We start from the raw sequence: 13,523 nt of genomic DNA on the forward strand, positions 1-13,523 counted from the left end.
CTTACCGGATTCCGCCTTGCTGCTGCGAACGCTCCGATTACGGCGTTTTAGACTTTCTCTACCTGCCCGAACTCCAGCTCCACCGGAGTTGCGCGGCCGAAGATGGTGACAGAGACACGCACCTTCGATTTCTCGTAGTTGACTTCCTCGACGTTGCCGTTGAAGTCGGTGAACGGGCCTTCCTTGATCCGGACCTGCTCGCCCACTTCGTACAGGACTTTTGGACGCGGCTTTTCGACGCCTTCCTGGACCTGCTGCATGATCTTGTCGATCTCGCGCGCCGGGATCGGCGTCGGCTTGTTCGACTTGCCACCGATGAAGCCGGTGACCTTGCTGGTGTTCTTGACCAGGTGCCAGGTCTCGTCCGTCATTTCCATTTCAACCAGGACATAGCCCGGGAAGAAACGACGCTCGGAGACGGCCTTGGTGCCGTTGCGCATCTCGACGACTTCTTCAGTCGGGACCAGGATGCGGCCGAACTGCTCCTGCATGCCCGCGCGCTCGATGCGCTCGGTGAGAGCGCGCATGACGCTCTTTTCCATGCCGGAGTAGACGTGGACGACGTACCAGCGCTTGTTGCTGACCGGGACACTCACGGGAGCCGCACCAGCGTCTTGCGCCGGGTCTTGGCCCGGCGCGTTGTCTTGCACGTTATCGCTCATTAGCTCTTCCACCCCAGGATCAGGTCGTACAACAGGAATTCGAGAATCTTATCCGTGCCCCACAGGAAGATTGCGGTGACGACCACGAAGGCAAACACGATGCCGGTGATCTGGGTAGCTTCCCGACGGGTCGGCCAAACAACTTTCTTGGTCTCGCGCACCGACTCCTTGGCGAAGCTCAGGAAATCACGGCCGGTGGTCGAAGTCCACAAAAGCAGGACAGCAAAAACTAAACCAGCCACGAGGGCGCCGGCGGCGACCAAGGCTGGTTTGTTTTGGCCTTTCAGGTAAAAGAACCCGACAACGCCTGCAATCGTGGCAACTACCGCCAGTGCGACCTTGAACTTGTCATTCGAGGTGCTGACAGTTTGCACGGATTGATTGGACATTCTTCTTTACTTTCGGTGCCTACGCACCAGAATTCGGTGGCAGGGGCGGAGGGAATCGAACCCGCGACCTTCGGTTTTGGAGACCGACGCTCTGCCAATTGAGCTACACCCCTACGAAAACTTCTCGCTGAATCCAGCATTATACATGGTACGCGCGTACCAGGCAATACTGGTCGAGGGAAGCGTTGCTCTGCCTCCCTCTACCATCGCTTATTAGGCGATGATCTTGGCAACCACGCCGGCGCCGACGGTACGGCCGCCTTCGCGGATTGCGAAGCGCAGACCTTCTTCCATCGCGATCGGAGCGATCAGCTTGACGGTGATCGACACGTTGTCGCCTGGCATGACCATTTCTTTGTCGGCCGGCAGCACGATCGAACCGGTCACGTCAGTCGTACGGAAGTAGAACTGCGGACGGTAGTTGTTGAAGAACGGGGTGTGACGGCCGCCTTCGTCTTTCGACAGGACGTACACTTCGCCGGTGAAGTCGGTGTGCGGCTTGATCGAGCCCGGCTTGGCCAGAACCTGGCCACGCTGGACGTCTTCACGCTTGGTGCCGCGCAGCAGCAGGCCGACGTTGTCGCCAGCTTGACCCTGGTCCAGCAGCTTGCGGAACATTTCCACGCCGGTGCAGGTGGTCTTGACGGTGTCAACGATACCGACGATTTCGATTTCTTCGCCGACCTTGATGATGCCGCGCTCGACACGACCGGTCACCACGGTGCCGCGACCCGAGATCGAGAACACGTCTTCCACCGGCATCAGGAAGGCGCCGTCAACGGCACGTTCCGGGGTCGGGATGTACGAATCCAGCGCCTCAGCCAGTTGCATGATGGCTTCTTCGCCCAGCGGACCAGCCTGGCCTTCCAGGGCCATACGAGCCGAACCCTTGATGATCGGCAGGTCGTCGCCCGGGAACTCGTACTTCGACAGGAGCTCGCGCACTTCCATTTCGACCAGTTCCAGCAGTTCTGCGTCGTCGACCAGGTCGCACTTGTTCAGGAACACGATGATGTACGGAACGCCAACCTGACGCGCCAGCAGGATGTGCTCGCGGGTCTGCGGCATCGGGCCGTCAGCGGCCGAGCACACCAGGATCGCGCCGTCCATCTGCGCTGCACCGGTAATCATGTTCTTGATGTAGTCGGCGTGGCCTGGGCAGTCAACGTGTGCGTAGTGACGGTTTGCGGTTTCGTACTCGACGTGCGCGGTGTTGATGGTGATGCCGCGTGCTTTCTCTTCCGGAGCCGCGTCGATCTGGTCGTAGGCCTTGGCTTCGCCGCCGAACTTCTTCGACAGAACGGTTGCGATTGCAGCCGTCAGGGTGGTTTTGCCGTGGTCAACGTGACCGATGGTGCCGACGTTGACGTGCGGCTTGGTCCGTTCGAATTTTTCCTTTGCCATTTCAGACTCCTAAGATCTAACGATTTTTTTGAGAATTACCAGGCACACCTGACGGACGAGTGCAACGCGACTGCCGTACAAAATTCTGGTGCCCTTGACGTGGATTGAACACGTGGCCTCTCCCTTACCAAGGGAGTGCTCTACCACTGAGCTACAAGGGCTTATTTTTTGCGGTTAGAAACACCGCACTAACTGGAGCGGGTGAAGGGAATCGAACCCTCGTCGTAAGCTTGGAAGGCTTCTGCTCTACCATTGAGCTACACCCGCGAGGTACAACTTTTCAATTCCTTCGACTCTTCTTTTTGGTGGTGGGGGCTGGATTCGAACCAGCGTACTCAGAGAGGGCAGATTTACAGTCTGCTGCCTTTAACCACTCGGCCACCCCACCGCGAAGAACCGCAGAGTATGAAGCAAGCTCAACGTAGTGTCAACTATGTTTCACCAGACTTTGTCTGGCTTCGCATAGCAGCGTTGCTTCGGGGCGTGATTGTAACGGGCGGGATGCAAAACCACAAGGGTGATTTTGCGCGAATTGCAGGGAAAGTCGAAATGCCCCGTTTTTATGGCGCCAGCGCCGCCAGCACCTGCCCTTTCAAGGCCTTGATCAGGGCCGTCTCGTCCGGTGGCACGCCCTCCGGCGCCGTCAGCGTGCGGTCCGCATAGAACAGCCCCAGCTGCACCTTCCCCACCACCAGCGGCAGCACGATGAAGCTGCGCGCATCCGGCAGCAGCCTGCAATGCCACTCCGGCAGCAGGTCGCGGATCTTGGGGCTGGAGGCGTCCGAGATCATCAGGTCGGCGTCGTTCTCCATCGCCAGGTGGAACAGGTCGCGGCTCGAGGCCACCGGGAAGGCGAAGCCGGCCTGCTGGCGCGCGCTGTCCTCGCCCAGCACCGCGCGCGCCCGGTACTGGCCGCTCTTCGCATCCTTCAGGCACACGGTGGCGAAGCGAAAGCCGAGCGCGCCATACAGGGTCTCGAGCACCGCCAGCACCACGTCGTTGACCTTGCCGCCCGAGGCGCGCATCTGGGTCACGTCCTGCACGCCGGCCAGCAGCAGGTCGCGTGCGTTCTTCGGCTTGCCGCTCGGATGCAGGCCCTCCTGCTCCTCCTCGCCGGCGTCGAGCGTGGCCAGCATCAGCACGTTCGGCAGGCCCTTGCCGCCTTCCTGCGCCTCGCTCCTGGGGGTGGGCTGCATGTTCATGCTCTCCAGCAGGGCGCGCATGCCGTCCTGCACGGTGCTCATCAACTCGTCCATGCGGGCGCGGTCGAGGTCGAGGGCCTCGCCGTAACGCCCCAGCAGCGCCAGCGCCTCTTTCGAGCCGGCCGGCTCGTGGGTCCTGGCCAGCAGTCGCGCCACGTCCAGGCCGAAGGCCGCCACCTGGCGCATCCATTCGCCGCGGTTGGCGGCCACCCGCACGGCGGTGGGCGCCAGGGCAGCCTGGGCGCGCACGATCACGTCGGGGATCTTCCACTCGGCCAGCACCGCCTGCGACAGCGCGTCGTAGCTTGCCCCCAGGATCATCTGCGAAGCCTGCCCGACCGTGTGCTTGCCGCCCGCCACCAGGGCGGCGATCTCGCGGTAGCGCTCGTGCTCGTGGCTGGCCACCAGCAGCGGGGCCAGGTTCTTGAACAGCGCGCAGATTGCCGCTTCCTCGGCGCCCTGGAAGAAGCTGTGGCGCGCCATCTCGCGGCCCACCAGGCTGGCGCACAGGGCCGCTTCCAGCTCCATGCGCACGCTGCCGGCATGTTCCGAGCTGTCGAGCGCATCGACCAGCAGCATCGCCAGCGCCGTGGTCTTGACGTTGTCGAAGCCGAGCAGCGAGATGGCGCGCGAGATCGTCGTCACCGGCGTGCCGCCCGGGGTGCGGTACTGGATGGTGTTGGACAGGCGCAGGATGCGCTGGGTCAGCGCCGGGTCCGAGACCACGTAATAGGCCAGGTCGTGGGTGCCCTGGTCGTCGCTCGAGGCCATCTCGACCACGCGGGCGATCGAAGCCCCGAGGGCGAACATCTCTTCGTCGCCGCAGACCTTGTGCATCAGGGCGGCGCGCACGCGCCGGGTCGCGCCTTCCGGCGGGATCGCGTCAAACATTGCTGCCATCGCGGCTCATCTTTCCTATGCTGCTTTCCCCGCGGGGGCGGCTGCGGGGGCGCTTTTCTGGCCCGGTTTGGCCGGGCGCCCCTGCGCGTTTCGTTCGTATTTCCTGAGTACCTGGTGGTGCAGGGCCGACAAGGCGCCCAGCTTCGGGTTGCCCGGGTCGAGCGTGCGCACGTTGCCGATCAGGCCGATGGCCTGCTGGCCGAGCTTGTCCTCCCAGCCGTCGTGCTCGAGGCAGCGCAGGGTCGCCAGCGCGGCGTTGAAGGCCACCGCCGGATTGTTCGGCAGCTTGGCCGCGGCTTCCAGCATCATGCTCACGGCGCCCTTGTAGTCGCCGCTGCGGGCGCGCGCCGCGCCGTCGGCCACCAGGTCGACCACGTGCTGGCGGCTTTCCTGCGCCAGCGTGCGCGCCAGGTCGGGAAAGCCCGCCCCTTCCAGCACGCCCATCGCGCGCAGCATGGCGGCGTCGTTCGGGGCATTGCGCATGACCTCGCGCACCAGGTCGGCGCCGCCCTCTTCCATGTTGTTCTCGAGGCAGGTGCGCGCCAGCTCCAGCTTCAGTTCGCTGGAGAGCCCCGGCACTTCGGCACAGGCCGCCAGGGCGGTGGCCAGGGAGTCGTTCAGGCGCGCTTCGTTGCCGGTGTATTCGTGCAGCAGGGCCGAGGAGATCGCGCTGCACAGGACGGTGGCGGGACGCCCGCCCATCGAGCGGTCGAGGTCGCGGATGACCGAGGCCGCGGCCACCGGGTCGCCCTTCTTCACCAGCGTGCGCACCAGCTTGACGTGGTCTTCGGGGTCGCGGAATTCGGAATACCTGGCCTTGGCCACCACCTGCTTGAGCGCCTTTTCGGCCGCCGCGGTATCGCCGGCCTCGAAGGCGGTCTCGCCCAGTGTGCGCAGGCGCCGCACGGCATGCGGCGACACCGCCACCGCATCATTCAGAACGGCCTGGGAGCTGGCCAGGTCGCCCACCGCCGCATGGGTGCGCGCCAGCCAGTCGTAGGCGTCGACGAAGTTGCGATTGGTGTCGACCAGCTCTTCCAGCATCCCCTTGGCTTCGTCGAATTGCTTGCGCAGGAACAGGGTCTTGGCCAGGCCCAGGCGCGCCCAGGCGATCGCCTTCATGTCGATGAGCTTGCGGTAGATCGGTTCCGCCTGGTCCGGCTCGCCCAGGAACACGTGCAGCTCGGCGCGCAGGCGCATGAAGTCGATCGCGTAGCGCGGGTGCAGGCGCTCGCCTTCGCTGCAGGCTTCGATCGCTTCGCGCTGGTCGCCGGCTTCCATCAGGGTATACACCGGCATGAAGGCGCTGCGGCGGTCGAGGGCGCGCGCGATGCGGTCGAGCAGGCGGTCGGCGGTGAATGGCTTGAGGATGTAATCGGTCGGCGCCAGCTCGGCGGCGCTGACCACCTTGCTGTGGTTGCCCTCGGCCGTGACCATGAAGAACATGGTCGACAGCGGCATCAGCTTGTGGTGGCGCACGTCCTCGAGCAGCTGCTGGCCGTCCTGGCCGCCCTCGAGGTCGTATTCGCACAGGATCATGTCGAAGCTGCGCAGGCCGAGATGCTTGACCGCCAGATTGGACGAACTGGCGTGTTCGATGCGCGTCAGGCCACACATGTTGAGCATGCTGTGGATGTTGGCGCGCATGCCCGAATGGGGCTCGATGATCAGGGCCGTCAGGCCTTCCAGTTCGTTCATGTTCTTGTCCAGCCTGCGTTGGGCGTGCGGCAACGCTGCATTGGCGTCGCATCATCCCAGTATATTACGGCTAGGGAACAAATTACGTAAATTGGGTAAAGACGTAGCGCAACTTTTGGTTGTTGCGCGAAAAAACGACAACCGGGTCTGTTCCGGTCCTTATGGGGCCAAGGCGGCCGCCCGGCGCAGCTGCACGCGGCGGCCGTTCAGGCATTCGGTCTTGCTGTCGCCGACGATGATGTTCTGATAGCGGACTTCGTATTTTCCGGCGCTGAGCTTGTCGATCACGAAGGTCGCGCGCGCCTGCACGTAGGCGTGGCGCACGTTCGAGCGGCGGTCGAGGTCGTACAGCTTGACGAAGATCGGCGAGGCGTTCGCGCTGTTGTCGATCAGGAACTGCATCTCGCTGCCGCTGTTGCCCACCGGATAGCCCGGCAGGTAGCCGGACTCGGCCGGCCATGGGTCGCCGCTGGGAGCGGTCAGGGTCTGCAGGTCGGTGCCGCAGTCGGGCGCCTGCGCCGGCACCACCAGCTGGGTCACGGCGAGCGCCTTGATCTCGGGTGGCGGCGCCGAGCCTTCGCCGCCGAAGCGGCGCGCCCAGCCTTCGGTGCTGGCGTCCGTGCCGAGCTCGTCGGGACGATCGGTGGGTATGCTCGGAGCGGGATCCGGCTTGCCGGCCCAGGCCAGTACCGGCGGCAGCTTGGCGCGCGGCGGCTCCACCAGGTAGAAGGCCGCGCCCGCGCCGGCCACGAAACAGGTGGCCAGGCCCAGCCACCAGCGCGGGTCGCGCATCAGGCGCGGACGCGGGCGTGCAGACGTGTCCGGAACCTTCGGCTCCCAGGCATCCGGCCGCGGCGGGCGGCCGGGCGTCTCTTCGGCGCCGGTGCTTTCCAGCCATTCGACTTCCCACTCTTCCGAGGCGATCCATTCGTCGTGCTCCTTGCGGCGCACCGGGTCGGACAGGGTGTTGTAGGCGGTATTGACGATCGCCATGATGCGGGCGGCTTTCTCGTCGCCCGGATTCTTGTCGGGATGGTATTTCTGGCTGAGGGCCTTGTATGCCGCACGAATGACTTCCGCCGGCGCGCCGCGCGCGACCTTCAGGTTGTCATAGTGGGTATGGATCTTGGCCATAATCTTTCAGGTGCGCGGTTCCGTCGGCGCTGTTCCGTTGACCATCTGCGGACGCTCCGGGTTGTACAGCTTAGCCGGATTTGTATCCGGAGCGCAAGATGTCAAAAATTCTACAGGCGGTGGGCCCGGTCCGCCCGCACGATAGCAATTGGCAAGTCCACATCCTTACCTACGACCAGCACCTTGAACAGCTCACCCATCTCGGCCGGCGACACCAGCTTCTGCACCGCCTTCGATTGCGGCAGGAAGCGCATCGCATCGGCCGGGTCGGTTTCCATCAGCAGTTCGCCAATGCCGCAGCCGAGCAGGAAGGAGGCCTGGTTCATGTAGGCCAGCACCGGCAGGCCGGCTTCCTGCGACGCCAGCGCCATCGCGGTGAAGTCCACGTGGGCGGTGATGTCCTGCAGGCCCGGCAGGAAGAACGGATCCGGATGCGAATGGTGGCGGTAGTGGCACATCAGGGTGCCGCCCATGCGCTGGTCGAGGTAGTACTCGTGCGCCGGGAAACCGTAGTCGAACAGGAAGGCGGCGCCGCGCCCGCCCTTCATCATCGTCGCCAGCGAAGCCATGAAGCCTTCGGCCACGGGGTGGATCTCGGTGACGTAGCCGTCCGGCAGGTGCTCGGCCTCGGGAATCTGGCGCGCCACCTGGGCCGCAAGCTCCGGCGGCAGTGCCTGCTGGACGAAGGCGAAGGCGCCGTTGTCGACGGTGACCATCTGGCGCTGCCAGCGGCCGTCCTTGCGGATGACGAGTTCGACCGGCATCGCATCGAGCACCTCGTTGGCCAGCACCACGCCGCTGAACGATGCGGGCATGCCGTCCAGCCACGTTACCACCGGCAAATCCTTCAGGGCTTCCTGCTGGCGCGCGCGCAGCTCGCCCGACAATTCGATGATGGTGTACGAGCGCACCTGCACGCCCATCTCGCCAAGCGCGGTGAGCACGTCGCGCGCCAGCTTGCCGGTGCCGGCGCCGAATTCGATGATATCGGGCGCGCTTTGGGCGATAATAGCGGCTGCCGCGCGCGCCAGGGCTGCCCCGAACAGGGGCGACATCTCGGGCGCGGTCGTGAAATCGCCGCTAGCCCCCAGTTTGGACGCGCCGCCGCTGTAATACCCGAGCCTGGGTGCGTACAGCGCCAGTTCCATGAACCGTGAAAACGCCATCGCCCCGCCGAGCTGTTCGATCTCGGCGGCGATCAGTTGTTGCAGGGAGTGGGACGCGGCGAGCGCGTCGGGAGTGGGTGCGGGCAGGGACATGCCGGCATTGTAGCGAAACGGCCAACAAGCAGCATCTTTCAAACTCAGCACACATCCTCAGTACAAGATCGATCGATGACGCAATCCGCCCACACCGCTTCGAAGCTCGCGCTCGTGACCGGCGCCGGCCGCCGCCTGGGGCGTGCGATCGCGCTCGGCCTGGCTGGCGCCGGCTGGGACGTCGCCGTGCACTACCGCCATTCCGAGCGCGAGGCCCTGGAGACGGCGCAAGCCATCCGCGCCCTCGGCCGGCGCGCCGCCCTGTTTCAGTGCGACCTGCTCGATGAAGCCGCGGTACGCGCCCTGCCCGGCCGCGTGGCGGCGGAACTGGGCGTGATCGGCTGCGTGGTCAATAACGCATCGTTGTTCGAATACGACAGTGCGACCAGTTTTTCACCGGCCCTGCTCGCCACGCACATGGGTGCGAACCTGACCGCGCCGCTGCTGCTGGCGCAGGCCCTGCACGCCGCCACGCCGGCAGGCTCGCAGTCCGTGGTGATCAACCTGCTGGACCAGAAACTGTACAATCTCAACCCGGATTTTCTGTCGTACACGTTGTCGAAGGCGGCGCTGCACGCGGCCACCACGATGCTGGCGCAGGCGCTGGCGCCCGCGGTGCGCGTGGTCGGCGTGGCGCCCGGCATCACGATGGTGTCGGGCGAGCAGAGCGAGGAAGGCTTCGCGCAGGCGCACCGCATGACGCCGCTGGGCCGTTCCTCGACCCCGCAGGACATCGCCGATGCGGTGGTGTATGCCGCCGGCGCGCGCGCACTGACCGGCACCACCCTGCTGGTCGATGGCGGCCAGCACCTGGCGCCACTATCACGAGACGTGATGTTCCTGACTGAAAACAATCAACATTCCTAATAAGGCTCTACCCATGTTATCCGCCCTGATCCACCCGAGCTTGCGCGACTGCCGCCGGCTGTTCCTGCGCAATTACGAAGTCATGATCAACATCGGCGTGCACGACTTCGAGAAGCGGGCGGAACAGCGTGTCCTGATCAACGTCGACCTGTACATCCCGCTCGAGCAGTCGACCCCGAAAGCCGACCAGCTGTCGGAAGTGGTCGACTACGACTTCATGCGCGAAACCATCGCCAAGCGCATCTCGAAAGGCCACATTCACCTGCAGGAAACCCTGTGCGACGACGTGGTCAAGGCGATGCTGACCCACCCTCGGGTGCGCGCCGCGCGCGTGTCGACCATGAAGCCGGACGTCTACCCGGACTGCGAAGGCGTGGGCGTGGAAGTGTTCCAGCTGAAGGAAGAAGCATGAGCGAAGCGGATTTCGATCAACTGAACGCCGATGCTGCCAAGAAGGCGGAGAAGCTGGCGTTCGAGAACAACAAGCTGCACAAGCGCCTGTGCCGCCTGGTGGGCCAGGCGATTGGCGACTTCAACATGATCGAGGACGGCGACAAGGTGATGGTCTGCCTGTCCGGCGGCAAGGACAGCTATGCCCTGCTGGACATCCTGATGACCCTGCGCGAGCGCGCGCCGATCCATTTCGACATCGTCGCGGTCAACCTCGACCAGAAGCAGCCGAACTTCCCTGCTGATGTGCTGCCTGCTTACCTGGAGAAACTCGGTGTGCCGTACCACATCGAAAACCAGGACACCTACAGCATCGTCAAGCGCCTGGTCCCGGAAGGCAAGACCACCTGCTCGCTGTGCTCGCGCCTGCGGCGCGGGATCCTGTACCGCGTGGCGGACGAGCTGGGCTGCAACAAGATCGCCCTGGGCCACCACCGTGACGACATCCTCGAAACCTTCTTCCTGAACATGTTCTTCGGCGGGAAGCTGAAGGGCATGCCGGCCAAGCTGGTCTCGGACGACGGCAAGCACATGGTGATCCGCCCGCTGGCCTACGTGAAGGAAGCCGATACCGAGCGCTATGCGGAAGTCAAAGGCTTCCCGATCATCCCGTGCGACCTGTGCGGCTCGCAGGAAAACCTGCAGCGCAAGCAGATCAAGGCCATGCTGCGCGACTGGGAAAAGAAGCATCCGGGCCGCGTGGAGAACGTGTTCTCGTCGCTTTCCACCGTGGTGCCCTCGCACCTGCAGGACCGCAACCTGTTCGGCTTCGTCGACCTGAAGACGGACGGCGTGGCGAATCCGAACGGCGACATCGCCTTCGACGAGGAGCCGTGCTCGACACCGGCGGCGAACACGATCTCGCTCACGCAGCTCTGATCATCCGGGGCGCCGGCGTCGTGCTCCCATGAGGGCCGCCAGGCCGGCGGCCAGCATCATGCCGGCGGCCGGCTCGGGCACTGCGGACACCTGGGTGATCCGCAGCGTCGTGTCCTCGGTCCAGAAATACGAGCCGTACGCGCTCCTGTAGAAGGCGTAGCTGTATTCCGCACCGGTTTCCGTCCGCACGATACTTTCCATCCTGCCGCCCAGGTCCTGGTTCCACTGCCCCGTCATCTCGAAGCTCGGCCCAAGCGGTCCCTCGGGCGCGAACACGAAGCGGCTCAGGGTGCAGTTGTTGCCGCTGTCGCCCCAGGTGCCGCAGGTGGCATAGTTTCCGGAAACACCATCATGGCCAAACCTGAGCTCGCTTAACTCGGAGCGGTCGATCCAGCCGTCGCGGTTGCGGTCCTCTCCCTTGACCAGGCCACTCAGGGTGACCGCGGTAAAAGGCGGCGGCGGGTCCGGTTCCGGACTCCAGTGCGTGCTCCGGCCAAGGACGTCGAGAAATTCCACCCGCCACGTGGTTTCCTGGCCCTGCGCGCCGGCGGCGGCCAGCGCCAGTACTGCGGTGGCCAGCAGTTGTCGTTTCTCCATTTATTCCTCCTGGAAAAGCGCATCGCTGAAGCCGCAGGCCAATCGGCTGGCGGCCTCGGGCATAGAGTAGCGCTGCGAGGAGAGCGTGTCGCGCGAGCGCCCCTGCGTGCGCACGATGCGGACGAAAATACAACTCGGCAGCATCGCGCCTGGCTCAGCGGCGAAAGCCTGAATGAACCGGCGAAGACATGCTACGCTGCCTGCTTTTCGTCCCCATCGACAAGAGGATCCCATGAGCCTGTCCGCCCGCCTGTTCCGCTGCCTGTCCTTCAGCCTGGCCATCCTCGCCCCCGGCGCGGCGCTGGCCGAGCCGAGCGCGATCTACCTCGTGCGCCATGGCGAGAAGGCCAGCGTGGGCCAGGACCCGGAGCTGACCCCGCAAGGCCAGGCGCGGGCGCAGGCGATTGCCGTCATCCTGTCGCGCACCGGCATCACCGCCGTGTTCAGCACGCCGACCCAGCGCACGCGCCAGACCGCCCAGCCGCTGGCCCAGCGCATCGGGCTCGAGGTGCAACTGTATGACCCGCGCGCGCCGAAAGCGCTGGTCGAGAAGGTGAAAGCCTTGTCCGGGCCGGTGCTGGTGGTGGGTCACTCGAACACCCTGCCGGAACTGGTGCGGCTGTTCGGCGGCGCGCCCGGCGCCGACATCGGCGACGACGAATACGACCGCGTCTACCAGCTCACGCCGGCGTCAGGAGGCGCGGTCAGGACAGTCCTGCTGAGTTCCCCACCATCCAGCACTCTCTGATCCGGAGCGCTGTTCTGTATTATCAACACAACAAGATTAAACTTTTGGCGAGGAGGCAGGACAACCAGTAGTTTCAATACTTCTTTGCATCAGTTAGGATGCATGGGAATTATTGAGCGGAGCAAATATTGGATCTGTCCCAGGCGCAGTTCGACCGCGCCGTCAACCTCATCTACGACACGCTGGACAACCGGGCCGCCTGGCGCAGCGTGCTCGAATGCCTGCATGAGGCGGTCGGCGGGCGCGCCATCCACCTGCTCGCTTTCGACGCCGCCCATGGCGCCCTGTCGTACAGCGACGGCGCCGACATGGCGCCGCAGATCGACCTGGAATACATCCAGAAATACCAGTTCGTCGATCCGCGTGTCGGGCTGATGCGTACGCAATGGGCGGACGGGTGGCTGCACTGTCACGAGCATTTCGACGAAGCCTTCGTCGCCAGCGATCCGTTCTATCAGGAGTTCCTGCTCCCGCACGGCGCGCGCTACCTGACGGCCTGCAAGCTGGTCGAGAACAGCGAGGCGACCGTGCTGCTGGCCTGCTTGCGCCGTCCCGGCGAAGGCCCGATGCCGCCGGACGCCCTGGCCTTCCTCGACCGTCTGCGCCCGCACCTGCAGCGTGCCACGCGCATGGGCCTGGCCCAGTTCGTGTATTCGGCCCAGGCCCTGGTCGGGCACGCGCTGGTCGACAAGCTGCGCCAGCCGGTCATGCTTCTGACCACCGGCGGCGAGGTGGTGCTGGCGAACGAGGCGGCGCGCTGCCTGCTCGGCACGACCAGACTGGTGCAAGTGCTTGAGAAGCGCCTGGTGCTGCCGCAAGCCTACCGCCGCGCCTTCCTGGATCAGTGCGCAGAGCTCGAGCACCGGGCACGCAGCGCTGCCGGCGCCGGTGCGGATACGGACAAGGCCTTCCGCTCCCTGCACATGACCAGCGAGTCCGGCGCCGCGCAGGACGTCCTGTATGGCTTCTTCACCCTCCTGGTGCCGGAACGCACCCTGGGCAGCTTCGGCCTGCGCCCGCTGGTGATGCTGTTCTTCTACCACCCAACCTCGGCCCAGGAAATCGATTCGGACCTGCTCACCGCGGCATTCGGCCTGTCCCACGCCGAATGCCGCGTGGCCTCGCTGCTGGCCGACGGCATCCCGCTGAAGAGCATCGCCGAGACGCTGGGAGTGCAGTACGATACGGTGCGCAAGCAGCTGGTGTCGATCTACCAGAAGACCGCGACCAACCGCCAGCCGGAGCTGGTGCGGCTCCTGATGAACCTTCCCGCATCGGCCGTGCAGCGCGCGCTCAAGGCCGACGGCGGCCCCTTCCAGGGAATCACCGCCTGA

Annotated in this window: 13 protein-coding genes and 4 tRNA genes; 5 read left to right on the plus strand and 12 right to left on the minus strand. The window is 64.8% G+C overall.

Annotation, left to right across the window (positions count from 1 at the left end):
* Positions 1-47: 47 nt before the first annotated feature.
* From nusG to ACK6C6_RS18835, 11 genes are all read right to left on the minus strand, one after another.
* Positions 48-662, minus strand: coding sequence for a transcription termination/antitermination protein NusG (gene nusG, locus ACK6C6_RS18785; RefSeq protein ID WP_036209128.1), 615 nt, complete (start codon positions 660-662; stop codon positions 48-50).
* On the minus strand, positions 662-1,051 hold the full coding sequence (gene secE, locus ACK6C6_RS18790; protein WP_409268706.1) for a preprotein translocase subunit SecE: 390 nt from the start codon (positions 1,049-1,051) through the stop codon (positions 662-664). The genes nusG and secE overlap by 1 nt, the downstream gene beginning before the upstream one ends.
* A gap of 37 nt (positions 1,052-1,088) precedes the next feature.
* Positions 1,089-1,164 (minus strand) — tRNA-Trp (locus ACK6C6_RS18795).
* 100 nt (positions 1,165-1,264) lie between these two features.
* On the minus strand, positions 1,265-2,455 hold the full coding sequence (tuf, locus tag ACK6C6_RS18800; RefSeq protein WP_409268708.1) for an elongation factor Tu: 1,191 nt from the start codon (positions 2,453-2,455) through the stop codon (positions 1,265-1,267).
* Positions 2,456-2,541: 86 nt separating this feature from the next.
* Positions 2,542-2,616, minus strand: a tRNA-Thr gene (locus tag ACK6C6_RS18805).
* A gap of 32 nt (positions 2,617-2,648) precedes the next feature.
* A tRNA-Gly gene (locus tag ACK6C6_RS18810) sits at positions 2,649-2,722 on the minus strand.
* 36 nt (positions 2,723-2,758) lie between these two features.
* Positions 2,759-2,843, minus strand: a tRNA-Tyr gene (locus ACK6C6_RS18815).
* A 172-nt stretch (positions 2,844-3,015) separates the two neighbouring features.
* Entirely contained in the window at positions 3,016-4,557 is a 1,542-nt protein-coding gene (locus tag ACK6C6_RS18820) for an HDOD domain-containing protein (protein WP_409268710.1), read from the minus strand.
* Positions 4,558-4,572: 15 nt separating this feature from the next.
* Complete coding sequence (locus ACK6C6_RS18825; protein WP_409268712.1) at positions 4,573-6,255, minus strand: tetratricopeptide repeat protein; 1,683 nt, start codon at positions 6,253-6,255, stop codon at positions 4,573-4,575.
* 159 nt (positions 6,256-6,414) lie between these two features.
* Positions 6,415-7,389, minus strand: a complete 975-nt coding sequence (locus ACK6C6_RS18830) for a J domain-containing protein (protein WP_292041798.1) — start codon at positions 7,387-7,389, stop codon at positions 6,415-6,417.
* A gap of 110 nt (positions 7,390-7,499) precedes the next feature.
* Entirely contained in the window at positions 7,500-8,648 is a 1,149-nt protein-coding gene (locus tag ACK6C6_RS18835; protein ID WP_409268713.1) for a class I SAM-dependent methyltransferase, read from the minus strand.
* Between the two features lie 75 nt (positions 8,649-8,723).
* On the opposite strand from ACK6C6_RS18835, the gene ACK6C6_RS18840 reads away from it, so the two are divergent.
* The 3 genes from ACK6C6_RS18840 to ttcA are packed head-to-tail and all read left to right on the plus strand — an operon-like array spanning position 8,724 to position 10,844.
* Positions 8,724-9,515 (plus strand): SDR family oxidoreductase, encoded by a 792-nt coding sequence (locus ACK6C6_RS18840; RefSeq protein WP_209589928.1) that lies wholly within the window; start codon positions 8,724-8,726, stop codon positions 9,513-9,515.
* Between the two features lie 13 nt (positions 9,516-9,528).
* Entirely contained in the window at positions 9,529-9,927 is a 399-nt protein-coding gene (locus ACK6C6_RS18845) for a dihydroneopterin aldolase (protein ID WP_027868217.1), read from the plus strand.
* On the plus strand, positions 9,924-10,844 hold the full coding sequence (ttcA, locus tag ACK6C6_RS18850) for a tRNA 2-thiocytidine(32) synthetase TtcA (protein ID WP_409268714.1): 921 nt from the start codon (positions 9,924-9,926) through the stop codon (positions 10,842-10,844). Before ACK6C6_RS18845 ends, ttcA begins: the two co-directional genes overlap by 4 nt.
* Here ttcA and ACK6C6_RS18855 read toward each other — a convergent pair whose 3' ends face one another.
* On the minus strand, positions 10,845-11,441 hold the full coding sequence (locus tag ACK6C6_RS18855; RefSeq protein WP_409268716.1) for a PEP-CTERM sorting domain-containing protein: 597 nt from the start codon (positions 11,439-11,441) through the stop codon (positions 10,845-10,847).
* A 232-nt stretch (positions 11,442-11,673) separates the two neighbouring features.
* On the opposite strand from ACK6C6_RS18855, the gene ACK6C6_RS18860 reads away from it, so the two are divergent.
* Both ACK6C6_RS18860 and ACK6C6_RS18865 read left to right on the plus strand, forming a co-directional pair.
* Positions 11,674-12,189 carry a SixA phosphatase family protein gene (locus ACK6C6_RS18860; protein ID WP_409268717.1) on the plus strand — a complete coding sequence of 172 codons (516 nt, stop codon included), beginning with the start codon at positions 11,674-11,676 and terminating at the stop codon, positions 12,187-12,189.
* Between the two features lie 128 nt (positions 12,190-12,317).
* On the plus strand, positions 12,318-13,523 hold the full coding sequence (locus ACK6C6_RS18865) for a helix-turn-helix transcriptional regulator (protein ID WP_409268719.1): 1,206 nt from the start codon (positions 12,318-12,320) through the stop codon (positions 13,521-13,523).

It is taken from the genome of Massilia sp. BHUDP2 (genome assembly GCF_046236355.1).
In the GTDB taxonomy this organism is placed as follows: Bacteria; Pseudomonadota; Gammaproteobacteria; order Burkholderiales; family Burkholderiaceae_D; genus Telluria; species Telluria varians.

Bases quoted from the DNA above. Each gene is read 5' to 3' on its own strand.
- nusG (WP_036209128.1), bottom strand. From the start codon at position 662: ATGAGCGATAACGTGCAAGACAACGCGCCGGGCCAAGACCCGGCGCAA.
- secE (WP_409268706.1), bottom strand. From the start codon at position 1,051: ATGTCCAATCAATCCGTGCAAACTGTCAGCACCTCGAATGACAAGTTC.
- tuf (WP_409268708.1), bottom strand. From the start codon at position 2,455: ATGGCAAAGGAAAAATTCGAACGGACCAAGCCGCACGTCAACGTCGGC.
- ACK6C6_RS18820 (WP_409268710.1), bottom strand. From the start codon at position 4,557: ATGGCAGCAATGTTTGACGCGATCCCGCCGGAAGGCGCGACCCGGCGC.
- ACK6C6_RS18825 (WP_409268712.1), bottom strand. From the start codon at position 6,255: ATGAACGAACTGGAAGGCCTGACGGCCCTGATCATCGAGCCCCATTCG.
- ACK6C6_RS18830 (WP_292041798.1), bottom strand. From the start codon at position 7,389: ATGGCCAAGATCCATACCCACTATGACAACCTGAAGGTCGCGCGCGGC.
- ACK6C6_RS18835 (WP_409268713.1), bottom strand. From the start codon at position 8,648: ATGTCCCTGCCCGCACCCACTCCCGACGCGCTCGCCGCGTCCCACTCC.
- ACK6C6_RS18840 (WP_209589928.1), top strand. From the start codon at position 8,724: ATGACGCAATCCGCCCACACCGCTTCGAAGCTCGCGCTCGTGACCGGC.
- ACK6C6_RS18845 (WP_027868217.1), top strand. From the start codon at position 9,529: ATGTTATCCGCCCTGATCCACCCGAGCTTGCGCGACTGCCGCCGGCTG.
- ttcA (WP_409268714.1), top strand. From the start codon at position 9,924: ATGAGCGAAGCGGATTTCGATCAACTGAACGCCGATGCTGCCAAGAAG.
- ACK6C6_RS18855 (WP_409268716.1), bottom strand. From the start codon at position 11,441: ATGGAGAAACGACAACTGCTGGCCACCGCAGTACTGGCGCTGGCCGCC.
- ACK6C6_RS18860 (WP_409268717.1), top strand. From the start codon at position 11,674: ATGAGCCTGTCCGCCCGCCTGTTCCGCTGCCTGTCCTTCAGCCTGGCC.